Origin of the sequence: Paraburkholderia sp. RL17-347-BIC-D, assembly GCF_046027915.1 — a bacterium.
In the GTDB taxonomy this organism is placed as follows: domain Bacteria; phylum Pseudomonadota; class Gammaproteobacteria; order Burkholderiales; family Burkholderiaceae; genus Paraburkholderia.
The window spans coordinates 129,679-144,761 of the sequence record NZ_JARESS010000009.1; the positions used below are offsets into that span (position 1 = coordinate 129,679).

The window sequence follows — 15,083 nt, forward strand, 5'->3', positions numbered from 1 at the left end:
AGAATTTTCAACCGCTGCATTCGCGTAGCGGCGTTGTCTAGCAGTTGCTTTGTGTACCGCTTTGCCGCAGCCGTTACGCGCAACGGTGGCGATCGTTTGGGCGGAGAGGCTTCAGGTCCGGGGATAGATCGATGGAAGAATTGCTGCCGTATTACGAGCGCGAGTTGTCATTTCTGCGGCGCTATTCGCGCGACTTCGCCGAGCGCTACCCGAAGATCGCGGCGCGTCTGGCCATGTCCGGCGAGCACTGCGAAGACCCGCACGTCGAGCGGATGATCGAATCGTTCGCGTTGCTCGGCGCGCGCATCAACAAGAAACTCGACGACGATTACCCCGAATTCACCGAGGCGCTGCTGGAAGTGCTGTATCCGCACTACCTGCGGCCGTTTCCGTCGTGCTCGATTGCGCAGTTGGGCACGTCCGCCGCACTGAGTCATCTGACCGAACCGGTTCGGGTCGAACACGGCACCGAACTCAAGTCGCGGCCCATTCGCGGCGTGCAATGCCGTTTCCGTACCGCCTACGACGTGACGCTGGCGCCGATCCGCATCTCGGAGGCGAAATACACGTCGGTGGCGATGGCGCCGAGTGCCACCGTACTGCCGGGCAATGCCACGGCGATCGTGTCGATCACCTTTGAATCGACGGCGGCGCAACTCGATCTCTCCGCGCTGAAAGTCGGGACACTGCGCACGCATCTGCACGGCGAGCAGTCTTTTATCGCGGCCTTGGCGGACTGCCTGTTCATCAACGGAATGGCCACTTACGTGGAAGCCGACCGTCGCGGCGTGTGGAAGCAACTACGCGAATTGCCGGTCGTGCAAGCCGGTTTCGACGAAGAAGACGCGCTGATCGACTATCCGGCCAAATCGCACCCGGCGTACCGGTTGCTGACCGAATACTTCGCGTTCCCCGAGAAATTCAATTTCGCCGACTTCGATCTGGCGGCGATGACACGCGCAAGCGGCCGCTGCCAGCGTTTGACGCTGCATGTCGTGTTGAAGGAAGTGCGCAGCGACTCGCACATTGCGCGGCTGCTGGATTCACTGGCCGCGCATCATTTCCGCCTGTTTTGCACGCCGGTGGTGAATCTGTTCGAACAGCACGGCGAGCCGATCCGTATCAGCCATCAGGCGATTTCGTATCCGGTGATCGCCGAAGCGCGCCGCGCGTTTGCCTACGAAGTCTATTCGATCGATTCGGTGAAACTCGTCAGGCAACAGGCGCATGAAGAATCGGTGATTGAATTCCGGCCGTTCTATTCATTGCATCACGGCGAAGCGGCGCGTGCGGGTCACTATTGGTTCGCACGGCGCAATGATTGGGTCGCGCAGAAAAGCCCCGGCTACGAGACTGAAATCTCGATCGTCGATATCGACTTCGAACCGGCCGCGCCGCAAACCGATACCTTGAGTCTCGATCTGACGTGTACCAATCGCGATTTGCCCGCGGGCCTCGCGGTGGGACTCGAAGGCGGCGATCTGTTTCTCGAAGGCGGCTCGCTGACCGGCAGCATCGCGATGCTGCGCCGGCCCACGCCGAGCGTGCGCTTCGAGCGCGGACGCGCCGCGCATTGGCGGCTGATCTCGCATCTGGCGTTGAATCACGTATCGCTCGCGAATAGCGGCTTGTCGGCGCTCAAGGAAATGCTCGTGCTCTACGACTTGCGGCGCACGGCGGTATCCGCGCGGCATATCGACGGCCTGGTCGGCATCGAGCAGCGCGCCGCCGTGCAATGGCTGCCGGGCAAACCGTTCGCCACGTTCGTGCGCGGCATTGAGATTCGTTTGACGATCGACGAAGAGCATTTCGTCGGCACGAGTCTCGCGTCGTTCGTGCGCGTGATCGACACGTTTTTTGGGCTGTACGTGCATCTGAACAGCTTTGTGCAACTGGTCGTCGTGTCGAAGCGCACTGGCGAGGAGATTCTGCGATGCAAACCGCGCAGCGGCGAATCGATCCTGGCGTAGTCGAGCAGCTTCTCGACGAGCCGCATCGCTTCGAGTTTTTTCAGGCGGTGCGGATTCTCGAGAAGTGGTTCGCGCAGCAATCGCCAACCCACACCGGACGTCCCGGCGAAATCGTCGCGCGGCGTATTGCCTTTCGCAATTCGCTGTCGATGTCGTTTCCGCCGAGCGAGATTCACGGCGCGCAGTCTTACGACGACGCGGGCGCGGCGCTGAAGGAAAAAGCACAACGCACGGTGGCGCTCGAAAACGGCTCGCTCGACAAGGTCGATATCACACCGGCTTTTTTCGGTTTGCTCGGCGGGCAGGGCGCATTGCCGCTGCATTACACCGAGCAGATCATCGCGCGTGAGCAGATCAAGCGGGATCGCGCCGCGCGTGAGTTTTTCGACGTGTTTTCGAATCGTGCGACGGCGCTGTTCTACGCGGCGTGGAAGAAATACCGCTTACCGTTTCACTACGAGCTGGATCGCGACGAACGCTATTTGCCTTTGCTGCTCGCGCTCGCCGGCGTCTCCGACGACGATACGCGCAACAGCCTGCAAAGCGGCGACGGCGCGCTATTCGACGAGGCGATTGCCGGTTACGCGCTGGCTGCGCGGCATCGGCCGGTTTCGGCGGCTTATTTGCAACGCACGCTGTCGGAGTACTTCAAGGTGCCGGTGCGCGTCGAGCAGTTCATCGGCAAATGGTACGACGTGCCACGCGATCAGTTGACCTTGCTCGGCAGCGTTAACGCGACGCTCGGCGCGACCGCGCTGGCGGGCGAGCGCGTCTGGCAGCGCGACATGCGCGCGCGTCTCGTGATCGGACCGCTCGACAAGGCCGACTATGAAGCGTTTTTACCGGGCGCCGATCGCGCCGTGGCGCTCGAACGCATGCTCACGCTGCTGGCCGGCGTTACGCTCGAATACGAGGTGTCGCTGGTGCTGCGCCGCGAGGCCGTCGGACCGAGCCTGTTGAGCAAGGGCGCGCGCCTCGGCTGGGACGCGTTCCTCTGCACGAAGGAAGCCGACCGTGACCGCGCGGATGCCCGCTACGAATTGCACGTGATTCACTGACCATAACGACAGAACCCGGACCCGGACCGCACGACATGAGCACGTCCCTCAATACCCTGATCGCCAAACTGAACCCGACCTGCCGGCAGGCGGCTTTGCTGGCGGCGAACAATTGTCTTGCACGCGGTCACTACGAGGTCGACCTCGAGCATCTGGTGCTGGCGCTGCTGGACGAACCCGCGAGCGACGTCGCGCTGGTGCTGCGCGCGAGCAGGATCGACATGCACGCATTGCGCGCGGATCTCGAGCGCGAGTTGCAGCGTTTGAAAACCGGCAATACGCGCACGCCGGTATTTTCGAAGCATCTGATCGAGTTGCTCGAACAGGCGTGGCTGATTGCGTCGCTCGATTCGCAGATCGGGCGGATCCGTTCAGGGCACCTGTTGCTGGCGCTGCTGACCGCGCCGGATCTCGCGCAATTCGCCGAGCGCATGTCGCCGTTGCTGCGCGAAGTGCGCGTGACCGACCTGAAGCACAAGTTCGATGAGTTGACCGCGGGTTCGCGCGAAGTCGAGCGCAGCAATGAGACGCAAAGCGCGGAAAGCGGCGCGGACGATGGGACGCCGACCGATACCGCGCCCGGCGCGCCGTCGAAAACGCCCGCGCTCGACACGTACACGAGCAACCTCACGCAGCGCGCGCGTGAAGGCAAGATCGATCCGGTGATCGGCCGCGAGGGTGAGATTCGCCAGACCATCGACATTCTGATGCGCCGCCGCCAGAACAACCCGATCATGACAGGCGAAGCGGGCGTCGGTAAAACGGCGGTGGTCGAAGGTCTCGCGCTGCGCATTGCCGTCGACGACGTGCCCGCGCCGCTCAAAGGCGTAGCGCTGCACGTGCTCGACATGGGTTTGCTGCAAGCCGGCGCGAGCGTGAAAGGCGAGTTCGAAAACCGCCTGAAGAACGTGATCGACGAGGTGAAGAAGAGTCCGCATCCGATCATTCTCTTTATCGACGAAGCGCACACCATCATCGGCGCTGGTGGCCAAGCGGGGCAGAACGATGCGGCCAATCTGCTGAAGCCGGCGTTGGCGCGTGGCGAATTGCGCACCATCGCGGCCACGACATGGAGCGAGTACAAGAAGTACTTCGAGAAAGACGCTGCGCTCGCGCGGCGTTTCCAGGTCGTGAAGATCGAGGAGCCGAGCGAGACGCTCGCCGCGGCCATGCTGCGCGGCATGGCCGCGTTGATGGAAAAGCACTTCAACGTGCGCGTGCTCGACGATGCAATCACGGAAGCGGTGCGCCTGTCGCATCGCTACATCAGCGGCCGGCAACTGCCGGACAAAGCGATCAGCGTGCTCGACACCGCTTGCGCGAAAGTCGCGCTCGCGCACAGTTCGACACCCGCAGCAATCGACGACACGAAGAAGCGCCTGGAACGTATCGACGCTGAAATCGCCGCGCTGGAACGCGAAGTGGCGAGCGGCGCGCTGCACGACGAACGGCTCGCCGAATTGCGCGGTCTGCGTGAAGAAGACCTTAAGGATCTCGCCGAAGACGAAGCGCGCTACGACAAGGAACGTGCGTTGGTGACGGAAATCGTCGGCTTGCGCGCGGACATCGACGCGGCGCGCGTGAGCAGCGCTGACCCTGAACAAGCCGACAAGGCACAGCAGGCACGCGAAACGCTCGGCACGCGCGTAGCCGAATTGCACGCCTTGCAAGGCGGCCAACCGATGGTGCCGTTGCAGGTCGACGGTCATGTGGTCGCCGAAATCGTCGCCTCGTGGACCGGCATTCCGCTTGGCCGCATGGTCAAGGATGAAATCCAGACCGTGCTGAACCTGCAACCGTTGCTGGCCGCGCGCGTGATCGGCCAGGACCACGCGCTCGACGCGATCGCGCAGCGCGTGCGCACCGCGAGTGCGAATCTCGAAGACCCGAACAAACCGCGCGGCGTGTTCATGTTCGTCGGACCGTCGGGCGTCGGCAAGACCGAAACCGCGCTCGCGCTGGCCGACGTGCTGTACGGCGGCGAACGCAAGATGGTCACGATCAACATGAGCGAGTATCAGGAAGCGCACAGTGTGTCCGGTCTGAAAGGCTCGCCGCCGGGCTATGTCGGTTATGGCGAAGGCGGCGTGCTGACCGAAGCGGTGCGCCGCAATCCGTATTCCGTGGTGCTGCTCGACGAAGTCGAAAAGGCGCACCCCGATGTGCTCGAAATGTTCTTCCAGGTGTTCGACAAGGGCACGATGGACGACGCCGAAGGCCGCGAGATCGATTTCCGCAACACGCTGATCATTCTCACTTCGAACGTCGGCTCGCAGGCGGTGATGCAGGCCTGCCTGAACAAGAGCGCGGAAGAGTTGCCCGACGCCGACGAACTCGCGGAGACCTTACGTGCGCAACTGTACAAAGCGTTCAAACCGGCATTTCTCGGCCGCATGAAAGTGGTGCCGTACTATCCGATTTCCGACGACGTGCTCGCCGAAATCATCGAATTGAAGCTCGATCGGATTCGCCGCCGCATCGAGTCGAATCACAAGGCGGTGTTCGAGTGGGACGAGTCGCTGGTCGATGCGGTGCTCGCGCGTTGCACCGAGGTGGACTCCGGCGCGCGCAACGTCGATCACATTCTGAACGGCACGCTATTGCCCGAAATCGCGCAGCAGGTGCTGGAGCGTGTGGCGAACGGCGCGGCGATCGAACGCATTGCCGTGCGCGCGAGCGAGGCCGGCGAATTCGATTACACGGTGGTGTGAACGGACGCGCCAATCTGTTTTAATGCCGTACCGGATACTTATTGCTTTCTTTCATGCCGATCAATCTGAACACGTTGCTGGCTCCGCTCAGCGAAACCTCGCCTTGTGGCGAAGATCTGCTGTTTTCAGCGGATTTCGATGCGATTCAGCACGCGCGCCGTTTCGAAGACCCGTCGCTGGATCAGGGCGAATGGGTCACGGAGATCAAGGAGGCCGATTGGCCTTTTGTGGTCGAGCGTTCGGGCAGTCTGCTGCAAACGCAGACCAAGGATTTGCGCCTCGCCGTGTGGCTCACTGAAGCACTCGCGATCGACGAGGGCATCAATGGTCTTTCGCAGGGCTACGCGCTGTTGACAGGGCTTTGCGAGCGCTACTGGGATCACGTGCATCCGCTGCCGGAAGGCGACGACACCGAGTATCGTCTCGGCAACGTCGCGTGGCTGGTCGGCCGCACCGGCGATCTGCTGCGCGCCATGCCGCTCACGTCGTCGCAAGGCAATGCGTACAGCACGATCGATTGGGACGTGGCCACGCACGTCGCGCAAGCGGTCAAGCGCGATCCGGATCACGCCGACGATATCGCGCGCGGCAAGCCGTCGATCGAACAAATCGAGGCGTCGAAGCGCGCTACGCCGCCGGCGTTTTACTCGGCGCTGCTGCTAGATCTGAAAGCGTTCGAAGCGGCCATGCTCGCACTCGAACAGGAGCTGGACCGGCGCGCCGCCGACTCCGCGCCGAGTTTCCGTCAGGCGAAGGACGCGTACGAAAGCGTCTACCGCCTGGCCGAGCGCTTTGCACGCGAACTGGGCGTGAACGCCGAAGCGCCGCCGCCCGCGAAAACGCCCGCGCCCAACGAAGTCGAACGTGCCGAGCCTACTTTCAAGACCGCACCGCAACGCGAGGAACCTGTGTTGACGACCATGCCGACGAGCCCGATTGCAGGAATCCAGAGCCGTGCGCAGGCCGTCGCGCAGTTGCGTGCGGTGGCCAAGTTCTTTCGCGCGACGGAGCCGCATAACCCTGCCGCGTATTTCGCCGACAAAGCGGCGGAGGCAGCGGATATGCCACTGCATCAATGGCTATCGACCGTGGTGAAAGACGACGGATCGCTCGCGCATATTCGCGAGTTGCTGGGCGTGAAGCCGGAAGAGAACAGCTGAACAAAGCCTTCAACGCAGCAAACAAAAAAGCCTGCCTTCGGTTATCTATCGAAGCCAGGCTTTTCTTCACGCACACCGCCACGCTGGCGCTAACTCAAGATCCCGCACGAAACTCGATACGCCGATTCCGTGCCCGTCCATCGGTCGTGTCGTTCGACGCGATCGGCTGATCCGGGCCGACGCCCGTCGTCGTCATCTGTTGCGGCGGGATGCCTTTCGCGACCAGATAACCCTTCACCGCATCCGCGCGCGCCTGGCTCAGCGCGATATTCGACGTGCGGTTGCCCGAGTTGTCAGTGTGCCCGATGATCGCGACGGTTTTGGTCGTCATTTTCCCCATCGCGGCGGCCATCTGATCGAGAATCGCGCGGCCTTGCGGTGTGAGCGTCGCGCTGCCGGTTTCGAATTCGATCGTGCGATTCGCGAGCGTCTGATCGAGCAGGCCTTGTTCGGAAGCGCTCACGCGCAGGCCGTTCTTGATCGTGTAAGTCGGGTTCAGCGCATTCGCCATGTCGCTCGCGAGCTGCTGGCGCTGCGATTCGTTGTGCACTTCGCCCTTCATGTCGATCTGTGTGCCGTCGATTTTCAACTGGCCCTTGCTGATCTGCTTCAACTGCGGGCCGATCAACTTTTGCACGTTCGCGGACCAGTTCGGCGGCGTGGCCACATCGGCGACTTCAATCTGATCGACCACGTTGGCCGCGCCGTACGTGTCGCGCAAGCGCGCGAGCACGGCCGCCTTGGTCGCTTCGTCCGGCACCTTGCCGCCGACCACGACCTGGCCCGGCGTCGCGTTGGCGGGCGGCGGCGCCGCGGTAATCGCGCCGGTGCCGGAGCCGGTCGTGCCGCTCGCGAGTCCCGCCGTATTCACCGCAGGGCCAGCATTGCCCACCGGCGCCGACGAAGCCGGCGGCAGCATCGTGGTGTGAATCGAAATGCCGCTGTTGTCGACCGGCGTGACGCGAGCGGGGCCGTCGTTGTCGGCATGCGCGAGGGCGCTCAGCAGAAGACCGGCGAGCAGCACGGACGTGCGAATGGAGAGATTCAGCATCGTGTCACGCTCCCGTGAATGCTTCGCGGAACGTGTCGATGCTGACGCGCAGCGACAGTTGCGGTTGATCGAGGTAACTGACGAGCTTGCTGATGCCATGATCGTTTTGTGCGTGTTCGTCGATCCACTCGGGATCGTCGATATCGATGTTGTGCGCCGCGTACGACTGCGGATCGACCACGCTGTGCAGCGTCTTGGCCGAGGCGCCGTTAAAGCCGATGATGAGCCGCTCGCGCTCGGCAATCGTGCCGATGAAAATCGCCAGCTCGAAATCCGCCTGCGCGACGAACGGCGCAATTAGTTCGAGCCAGAACGCGGCAACGAGGCTGCGGTAGAACGGATCGTTCGGCAGCGGCAAGGTCAGTCCGCGTTCAAGGTGCGACGAGCCGCTTTGCATCACCGGACGCAGCAGTGAGCCGAGCGCCAGCATCGCGCCACGCAGACGCACCGGATGGCCGCTCGCGAGCAGCATCTGTTCGAGCCCGGAGAGTGTCTGGTGTTCGACGAAGTCGTTGAAGGTGCCGTCGTGCGGATTGCCCGGACCGGCGCCGATCTCGATGGGAACCTGCGTCTCGCCGAGCGCCTGCAGCGCGCCGGGCGGTTCGCTGGCGCCGAGTAGCGGCTTCATTTGCGCCGCGACGCGCGACCAGAGGCGCGCGAAGGCGAGCGGACTGTGCGCGAGGAACGTCAGCGGCTTTTCGACTTCGAGCGCGGTCGCGGCAAGAAACGGAAAGCGCCGCGACGACTGATCGTGGCTCGCCATCATATGCCCGGCGATCGCCAGCTTGCTGCGCGAACCGAGGAACGCGAAGTGCATCGGCTTGGCATTTTCGTAGACGATCTTCCAGCGCGGATCGTCGGTGAGCAGTTCCATTGCTTCGGCGATCCAGCGGTCTAGCGTGGCCAGCAATTGCGGGTTATGCGCGCTCTTCACGAAGTCGCCGCGCGACGGGATCTTGCCGAAGTAGGCGATTTGCGCCTGCACGGTTTGCGTCATTGCGCACCCCCTGTATTCGAAACCGCGGTGGCGGCCGTAGCCGGCCGTGCCGCGGGCGTTGCCGGCGCGGCGGCGGGCAGGGAGCCCGGCGCACCCGCGGCGGTCGCATTGACCGAATTGGCCGCCGCGCTCACATCCGCCACCGAGGACGGCAGCCGCAAGCCGCGCAGGCTCTGCTGTTGCGGCGCATCGCTGCTGGCGCTCGACGCCTGCGACGTGCTGATGATGCGCATGCTGACCGCCACCGTCACGCTGCCTTGCGTCCACGACAGATCGAACGTGCCGTCCGGACGACGCTTGCGTTGCGCCGAGTTGATCAGTTTCTCCAGACCGTAGCGGCCCGGTTCGTTGACCAGTTGCAGCGTGCGGCCGTCGAAGGTCGTGGCGCTCAGTGTCGCGCCCGGCGAACCCGACGGATTCGGCCACACGAAGTTGGTCCACTGCGGCGGTGTATTGCGGTAGCGCATCTGCTGACCGTCGATCGCCAGCGTGTATTCCGTCGTGCCGCTGCTCGGCTGCGGCAGGATCTGGAACACGGTCTGCGGTTCAGCCGAGCCTTGACCGGCCGCTGCGCCGGCCGCGCCGCCTGCAAGCGGCGCTACCCAGCGCGCGAAGCCGTTGGTGAAGTCAGGCGTGAGCGCGAGACCCATATCGCCCCACGTGCGAGCCGTCAGTGTGTCGCCACGGCGCACCGCGAGCGGCCCGAGCGTGGTGCCGACGAACTTGGCGATCGCGCCGTCCGGGCCGAACACCTGGGCGATTTCGCCGGCGCCGGCTTCGACCTTCGCGTCGCTGGCAAACGGATACTTGTTCGCGAGCGAGCCCTGGAAGCTCTGATACACCTGCGCATTCCACACCTTGTTGACTTCGACGCTGGCCGGCTGGATCACCACCGCATACGCCGCCATCAACGGACGCACGAGCAGCGGACGCAGGGCTTTGCGCTGCGAGTCGGTGAGGCCCGTAAGCATCTGTTCGTCGACGTACTTCAGCGAATCGGCGAGTTCGGAGCCGCTGCCGTCGAGCGTCTGCTGCATCAGCTGGCGCGCGCCCGGTCCCGGATCGCCCTGATTCTTGATCACGTTAAAGCGCGTGCGGACTTTCGACAGCGTGTCCATATAGCCCTTGAGCATCGAGCCGTTGTCGCCGCTCACGACGATACGGCCCAGCGCCGAGAACTCCTGGCCGATCGGACCCATCGGCACTTCGACCGGATTGCCGTTGATGTCGATGTTCGCGTTGAGCTGGCCGGTCGGCGCACGCGAGAACCAGTTCTTGAACCAGCTCGTCACGCCCGTTTGCGCGCGCTTCAGGTTCGCGTTGAAGAGCGACGGGTTGTCCCATGAAGTCTGGTCGTACGCGGTTTCGAGCACCTTGCGGATCGGCGAGTCCTGCGGATCGCCCAGACGGTTCATCGCGTCCACGGCCTGGCCGAAGCTGCCGAAACTCTGCACCGCAATGCCTTGCATGAACTTCTGCCAGTGCATCGCGTACTCGGTCTTGTACATCGCGACGAGCGCTTTCTGGATCTGCTCGGGGCTGCCTTCGAGCGTCAGGTCGTCGTGCGCGGACGTGTTGAGCACCCAGTCCTTCGCCTGCAACTCTTTCGTGGCGGCGTCGCGAATGGCGGGTTGCACGTACTGGAACCACGCCTCACGCGTGAAGGTGCCGGGGATCGCATAGCTGCCCGCCACCAGCGCCGTATTGTTTTCGCCGACAATGCGCGCGATCGTCATCGGCGCGAAACGGGTCGACGCACGCGCCTTGATTTCCTCGTAGACGCGCTGACGGGCCGGCATGCCGCGCACCACGCGGCGCAGGTTCTCACGCGTCTGATCGACAAGGCCGAGGTTCTGGTCGATCATCGGCCAGTCGTCGTCGGAAACGCGCGACAGGTAGAACGTGATCATGCGTTCGGCGCTGCGGATCATCTCGTCACGAGGCATGTTGCCGCGATTCGTTTCGAGCCAGCCGCGCCAGAAGCGGGCGACCTGATCGGTGAGGTGAGCCGTTTCCACATGACGCTTGTCGCTCAGCATCAGGTAGGTCTTGAGCGCGTTGTACGCGTCTTCGACGTTGGTCGGCGAGGCGTCGCTATACAGGCCGCCCTGGCTGTTCGCGCTCATCGCCGAGTGCGTGGAGACAGGAATTGCGGCGGCGTCCGGCGCGCGGTTCAACGGCGCGAGCTGATCGGGATGCGCGTTGACGTCTTTCAGGAACGACGCGAGATTCTGCGAGACCGGATCGAGCAGGATCTGACGCACGCCGTTGTAGTACTCGGTGAGCAGGCGCTGTTCGAGGCGATCGCCTTGATAGAGCCCGAGCGACACCGCGAGCGGCCGGTCGCGGCGGAACTGTTCGAGTTGGTCGATGCGGTCCTCCAGCACGTCCATGGCCTGCAGGCGCGATTGCAGGTCGTTGCGGTTCTGCTGCAAACGCACGACATTGTCGAGATCGGCCTGCACGTTCGCCGTGAGCTGCTGGTTGTTGACCGTCGACCAGGTCCAGCCGCCGAGCGCCAACGCGAGCACCGCGACGAAGCCGAAGAAGGTCGCATAGCGCATGCGCGTCTTGGCGGGGCTCGCGAATTGCTTGACCGTTTGCCGGTCGGCGAAGATCACCTTCGAAAACAGGTCGCGCAGGAAGAAGCCGTTCTTCGAAAACGCGCTATGCGGCTTGGGCAGGCTATCGGAACTCAGGCCGAAACGGTTGGCGATGCGCGTGGCCGCGGCGCTATTGGTTTCGCCTTCCTGCAAGGCGCTGGTGAAATAGAAGCCGCGGAAAATCGGCTTGTACTGGAACGGGTTGGTCTCGAACAGCGTGGCGAGAAACGCGCGCAACGCGGGCTTGATGGTCGAAAATTCGAGCGGAAAGCTCAGTTGGCCCGGCGAGAGTTTGTTGCCGCGATTGATCGACATTTGCGCGACACTGATCTCTTTCAGGCCGTCGTACAGCTCTTCGAAGTGTTCGTCGAAGAGGCCGACCACGTCGCGCTTTTCATCCGGCTCGTAGGGCAGGGTGGCGCCCCATACGCGGTCGTATTCGTGGCGCTCGCTGCCGCTGAAGAATTCGGTGAAGCCGGTAATCAGGTCGGCCTTGGTGAACATCACATACACCGGCGCGAACACTTCGAGCTTTTCGGTCAACTCCTGCACGCGCTGGCGCAGGTTCTTCGCGAGATTGATTGCGAATTCGGGCTTGCTGTTGGTCAGTTCCGCAATGCTCGCCGTGACGATGATGCCGTTGATCGGCGCCTTAGGCCGGAAACGTTTGAGCAGGCCGAGAAAGCCGAGCCATTCGGTGCGGTCTTCTTCATGCACGGAATAGCGGCCGGCGGTGTCGAGCAGAATGCCTTCGGTCGTGAAGAACCAGTCGCAGTTACGCGTGCCGCCAATGCCGTGGATCACCGCGTTGTTCTTGTCCGCGAAGGGGAACTGCAAGCCTGAATTCAGCACCGCGCTGCTCTTGCCCGCAGCGGGGTTGCCGATCACGATGTACCAGGGCAACTCGTACAGCGCCGAACCGCCCGAGACCTGGCCGATCTTCGAGGTCTTGATGGTCTTCACCGCATCGACGAGGCGCGTGCGCAGCACGTCGAGTTCGGCCTGGCGCGCGGGCGTAGGCGCGGGACCGGCTTCGGCCTGCTTCTCCGCCTGCTGCTCGAGCATCTCACCGAGCTTGCGGTTCGCGCGGCGCGCGCGCAGGCGGCGCACGATCCACACCAGCAGCCACAGCGCGATCACGGCGCCGAGCACGATCGCCGGCCACATCAGGTCGATCTGCAAGGTATCGGCGCCGATGAATAAGACAGCAGCGAGCGCGAGCAGGCCGATGATCGAGAGCGTGCGTGTGTGGGTCAACACGTTGAGAATGCGTCGCATAAGCCGTTCAGGTCTTGATGATGAGTGTTGTGGCGCGTGGTGTGGCAGGCAGCATGGCGCGCGTACGCCGTTTGAAATAAAACGAAAGCATATTCAGGCGAAAGCGAATGCGGCCGAATTGTTAAATCGGCAATAGCCGGCCGTGGCGACAGTGAGCGGAGCAATGCCGTTATGCGTGCGGCATTGCCGCTTTTTGCCAGAAAAATTGATTGAACGCCCCATGTCAACCTCTTTATTACCCGGTTTTACCCATTCGGCCTTAATGACCGCGCCCGAGGACGAAGCCGGGTTTGTGATATTCGACGTGCCCGAGATCCATCATTTTCCAACGGCCACCCCACGTCAGACCGACCTGTTCGGCTGTCTGCCCGTATAACTGATAACCTCGCATGGCCAAAGGATCTTTTTCTGAAATGACGAGCTTGCCGTCGCGCAAAAAGGCATTGTCCGCGGCGAGACCGTATTGGTGATAGCTTTGAAACGCTGCGGCATTGGTGACGTTGCCCCCCATTTGCGCCAGCCGGTTTTGCCGCTCCGGGCTGCGATAACCTTCCAGCAAAGCCATTTCATACCCGTATTGCTCGTGCATGATTTTGTACACGAGCAATAAACGCGTTCTGAAATCGGCATCGAGCAAATTCCAGTCGCGGCTCGCGTCTTTAAGCGCGGGCCGGATCTGCTCGACTTCCTGCGTTGCGAATACCTCCGGCGGCAACGGCGGCGGGGGCACGAGCTGTTCGCCGTTCAATAACGCAGCAATTTTCTCGTCCGGAACCCGTGCAGTGTCATCGAATTGGAATAATTGCCGGCCGCGTAAAGCCAATGCCACCAATGGAGGCGTCGCAAGAATACCTGTCGTGGTAAAAATCAGCAAGCGCCGCTTTACCAGTAACTTTTGCATATCGACTGCCGTCGATTGCGAAATTTTTGCCGAGCGTGCTAATTGACCGCGAGCGCGCGAAGCGCCGCGCGATGCTCCACGCATAACACGGCCGTGAATAGTGAGCGCCGCACCTAATAAAGAGGCGCGTACCGCCGGCAATAGCAGCATTGCAGCGATCACAACGGCGATGGCGAAATAGGCGAGAAGTACTACGGCAATCAAAGGCGACCCCGGAAATTGGAAACAATTGTATTTTGTAATGCTTGCTCTTAGAATCAGGCCTGCTCGGAGACGAGCCGGAACGTATTATCACGGCGAAATAATCTAGGATTCAATGAGACAGTGAATGAGTGCGCCGGAAAGTTCGAATTCCAAAGCCCCGCCTAGCCTGTTATCCGATAAGGCTAAAGGCGCTGATGGCAATGGTTCGCGAATTCTTGCGAACCTCGAAGGCCGCGTTGCGCCGCCTACGGAAAAACCACGCCGGTCGAAAGCGCCGCTTCTATTGGTCGCCTTGCTCGTAATCGCAGCCGGCGGCTGGGGTGCCTGGCATATGCAACAGCGTACGCAGAGCGAGTCGCCGGCAGCGGCCGCGCCGGCCAGTGGAGAGAAGACTGCCGCGGCGGCGGTTGCCGCGAGCGCCGCGCCACAGGTCGTCGCCAAAGCTGAGGCGCCGGCTCCAACTTCCTCGCAAGCGGCGACGATCGTTGCCGACGATAGCGACAGCAAAGCCGCCGCGGCGTCCGCTACGGCGCCCGCCAGCGACGGCAGCCGGCTGTCGCGCGCGCTCGCCGACGGCGCGGAGTCGAGCAGCGCACCCGCGCCGGTTGCATCCGCAACGGCTGCTTCCGCGGCCACGGTGCCGGCGGCGAAGCACGGCAAAAGCGCAACGGCTGTGGCCAGCAAGGACAAGCACGAGAGCGCGGTCCACGGCAAGAAGGAAAGCGCCACGGCCAGCAATCGCCATGCGAGCGCGCCGACCGAGGTCGCTCAGTCGAAGAAGACGCGCGCGAGCGGTAATGCTTCGAAAGATGATTCGGATGCCGATCTATTGGCCGCGCTCGTTGCGCGGACCAAACCCGCGGATGCCAAACCGGCGGCTGGCGGTAACGCGGCGACCAAGGTCAGTGCATCCGCCACGCCTGGGAACGCCAAGCTGGCTGAGCGCGTGAAAGAGTGCGGGCAGCGAGGTTTCTTCGAAGACCAGTTGTGCCGCTGGCGCGTATGTGACGGTCATTGGGGCAAGGATCCGGCGTGTCCAGGTTCAGCACAGCAGGCTCATCAGCCGTAGGCGCGCTTCGTCATTCAATCGCCATGCGCGTCATTCGACGCGCATGCGTTCCACCATTCGCCGCAAACTGATTCCGTGAAT

9 protein-coding genes are annotated in these 15,083 nt (G+C 62.7%); 5 read left to right on the top strand and 4 right to left on the bottom strand.

All coding sequences use genetic code 11. The features are described from left to right. Positions 1-131 precede the first annotated feature (131 nt). From tssF to tssA, 4 genes are read left to right on the top strand one after another with little or no spacing between them, the layout of a single operon-like run. Positions 132-1,970: a type VI secretion system baseplate subunit TssF gene (tssF, locus tag P0D96_RS14900; RefSeq protein WP_408314078.1), complete on the top strand. Its 1,839-nt coding sequence runs from the start codon at positions 132-134 to the stop codon at positions 1,968-1,970. Further along, positions 1,934-3,028 carry a type VI secretion system baseplate subunit TssG gene (gene tssG / locus P0D96_RS14905; RefSeq protein WP_132382934.1) on the top strand — a complete coding sequence of 365 codons (1,095 nt, stop codon included), beginning with the start codon at positions 1,934-1,936 and terminating at the stop codon, positions 3,026-3,028. The genes tssF and tssG overlap by 37 nt, the downstream gene beginning before the upstream one ends. Before the next feature lie 35 nt (positions 3,029-3,063). Further along, on the top strand, positions 3,064-5,739 hold the full coding sequence (gene tssH, locus P0D96_RS14910; RefSeq protein WP_408314080.1) for a type VI secretion system ATPase TssH: 2,676 nt from the start codon (positions 3,064-3,066) through the stop codon (positions 5,737-5,739). Positions 5,740-5,792: 53 nt separating this feature from the next. Beyond that, complete coding sequence (gene tssA, locus P0D96_RS14915; RefSeq protein WP_408286128.1) at positions 5,793-6,899, top strand: type VI secretion system protein TssA; 1,107 nt, start codon at positions 5,793-5,795, stop codon at positions 6,897-6,899. Positions 6,900-6,993: 94 nt separating this feature from the next. Here the strand turns inward: tssA and P0D96_RS14920 are convergent, their stop codons facing one another. The 4 genes from P0D96_RS14920 to P0D96_RS14935 all read right to left on the bottom strand — a co-directional run bounded on the left by P0D96_RS14920 (position 6,994) and on the right by P0D96_RS14935 (position 13,933). Continuing rightward, positions 6,994-7,950: an OmpA family protein gene (locus P0D96_RS14920; protein WP_408285994.1), complete on the bottom strand. Its 957-nt coding sequence runs from the start codon at positions 7,948-7,950 to the stop codon at positions 6,994-6,996. 4 nt (positions 7,951-7,954) lie between these two features. Continuing rightward, positions 7,955-8,947: a type VI secretion system-associated protein TagF gene (gene tagF, locus P0D96_RS14925; protein ID WP_132382940.1), complete on the bottom strand. Its 993-nt coding sequence runs from the start codon at positions 8,945-8,947 to the stop codon at positions 7,955-7,957. Next, complete coding sequence (gene tssM, locus P0D96_RS14930) at positions 8,944-12,828, bottom strand: type VI secretion system membrane subunit TssM (RefSeq protein WP_408314082.1); 3,885 nt, start codon at positions 12,826-12,828, stop codon at positions 8,944-8,946. Before tssM ends, tagF begins: the two co-directional genes overlap by 4 nt. A 259-nt stretch (positions 12,829-13,087) precedes the next feature. Then, entirely contained in the window at positions 13,088-13,933 is an 846-nt protein-coding gene (locus tag P0D96_RS14935; protein WP_408314084.1) for a M15 family metallopeptidase, read from the bottom strand. Positions 13,934-14,057: 124 nt separating this feature from the next. Between P0D96_RS14935 and P0D96_RS14940 the strand changes: the two genes are divergently transcribed. Continuing rightward, entirely contained in the window at positions 14,058-15,002 is a 945-nt protein-coding gene (locus tag P0D96_RS14940) for a hypothetical protein (RefSeq protein ID WP_408178381.1), read from the top strand. The last annotated feature ends 81 nt before the right edge of the window (positions 15,003-15,083 follow it).

What these genes read in the sequence shown, in the direction of transcription:
- tssF (WP_408314078.1), top strand. Translation starts at nt 132, where the DNA reads ATGGAAGAATTGCTGCCGTATTACGAGCGCGAGTTGTCATTTCTGCGG.
- tagF (WP_132382940.1), bottom strand. Translation starts at nt 8,947, where the DNA reads ATGACGCAAACCGTGCAGGCGCAAATCGCCTACTTCGGCAAGATCCCG.
- tssM (WP_408314082.1), bottom strand. Translation starts at nt 12,828, where the DNA reads ATGCGACGCATTCTCAACGTGTTGACCCACACACGCACGCTCTCGATC.
- tssA (WP_408286128.1), top strand. Translation starts at nt 5,793, where the DNA reads ATGCCGATCAATCTGAACACGTTGCTGGCTCCGCTCAGCGAAACCTCG.
- P0D96_RS14920 (WP_408285994.1), bottom strand. Translation starts at nt 7,950, where the DNA reads ATGCTGAATCTCTCCATTCGCACGTCCGTGCTGCTCGCCGGTCTTCTG.
- P0D96_RS14940 (WP_408178381.1), top strand. Translation starts at nt 14,058, where the DNA reads ATGAGTGCGCCGGAAAGTTCGAATTCCAAAGCCCCGCCTAGCCTGTTA.
- tssG (WP_132382934.1), top strand. Translation starts at nt 1,934, where the DNA reads ATGCAAACCGCGCAGCGGCGAATCGATCCTGGCGTAGTCGAGCAGCTT.
- tssH (WP_408314080.1), top strand. Translation starts at nt 3,064, where the DNA reads ATGAGCACGTCCCTCAATACCCTGATCGCCAAACTGAACCCGACCTGC.